The sequence below is a fragment of the Arenibacter amylolyticus genome (assembly GCF_002150785.1).
Classification (GTDB): Bacteria; Bacteroidota; Bacteroidia; order Flavobacteriales; family Flavobacteriaceae; genus Arenibacter; species Arenibacter amylolyticus.
Genome location: NZ_MTAZ01000076.1, coordinates 1 through 1356 on the forward strand (window position 1 = coordinate 1; position 1356 = coordinate 1356).

The 1356-nt window shown below is 40.3% G+C and carries 1 protein-coding gene; it reads right to left on the bottom strand.

The genetic code is table 11. From position 1 onward, the window contains the following. Positions 1 to 53: 53 nt before the first annotated feature. Positions 54 to 1250 carry an IS256 family transposase gene (locus BV214_RS16300; RefSeq protein ID WP_086478560.1) on the bottom strand — a complete coding sequence of 399 codons (1197 nt, stop codon included), beginning with the start codon at positions 1248 to 1250 and terminating at the stop codon, positions 54 to 56. Positions 1251 to 1356: the final 106 nt, after the last annotated feature.

Here is a 1356-nt window from a genome sequence, read left to right on the forward strand (position 1 = left end):
GACACTATCCCGCAATTTGTGTAAGTAGAAAATAGAGGGTGCTTAAGCATAACTTAGAGTTTGACTCTTTCTTCATATAAAGTCAGGAATTGATTGAGGATAATTCCCCAGTTCCTGATGGGCATCGACCATTTTTTTGTTGCTTCCCTCACAGCCAAATATACAGATTTCATTACAGCCTCATCGGTAGGGAATGATAATTTATTTTTGGTGTACTTCCTGATCTTGCCATTTAAATTTTCAATCAGGTTGGTGGTATAGATTATCTTTCTGATTTCCAGCGGAAATTCATAGAAGACAGTTAGGTCTTCCCAATTGTCTCTCCAGCTTTTTACGGCATAAGAGTACTTGGAGTTCCATTTAGCGGAAAAATCTTCCAGAGCAGCCTCTGCAGCTTGCTTGTTGGGAGCATCGTAGATAGATTTCATATCCTTGGTGAACTCTTTTTTATCCTTCCATACCACATACCTACAAGCATTTCGGATCTGGTGAACCACGCAGATCTGAGTGCTGGATTCAGGAAAAACAGTTCTAATGGTGTCGGTAAAGCCATTGAGATTATCGGTGGCTGTGATAAGTATATCCTCAACCCCACGGGCTTTCATGTCAGTCAGTACACTCATCCAGAAAGCTGCGGATTCATTCTTCCCAAGCCACAGCCCCAACACTTCTTTCTTCCCGTCGCGTCTAAGTCCTACGGCGATATAGATTGTCTTGTTGACCACCTTAGAGTTCTCTCGAACTTTGAAGACGATGCCATCCATCCAGACAATTAGATAAACGGGCTCCAAGGGTCTATTCTGCCATGCCACAATATCATTGGTGATGTGATCTGTGATTCTTGAGATCGTCGTGGAGGAGACATTAAAGTTATAAATCTCAGAGAGTTGCTCTTCAATATCGCTGTTACTCATTCCTTTAGCGTACAAAGAGACAATGACATTTTCTATGCCATCTACCATGTTCCGACGCTTCTGGACAATCATTGGGTTAAAAGAACCATTACGATCTCTGGGAACTTTAATGGTATCCTCGCCGAAGGAACTCTTGATCTTCTTTTCTGAATAGCCATTTCTGGTATTACCGGAAACAGATTTGTGATGTTTTTGATAATCCAGGTGACCATCCAGTTCCCCTTCAAGCATTTTCTCAAGTCCTCTTTTCTGAATTTGTTTTAGAAAATTGCTGAGTTCTTCTCCTGATTTAAACTGTTTCAGAAACTCATCATCAAATAGATCTTCTTTTTTCATTTGTTGTGTAAGATTAGTACCTGGATTTTTATCGCAGGCAAGTTTATAAAATAAAGCGTTTAGTTTACCCTCTATTTACTACTTACACAGTTTATGGTCTAGTCCC

Excerpts from the sequence above, each read along its gene's own strand:
- BV214_RS16300 (WP_086478560.1), bottom strand. The coding sequence starts at position 1,250 with ATGAAAAAAGAAGATCTATTTGATGATGAGTTTCTGAAACAGTTTAAA.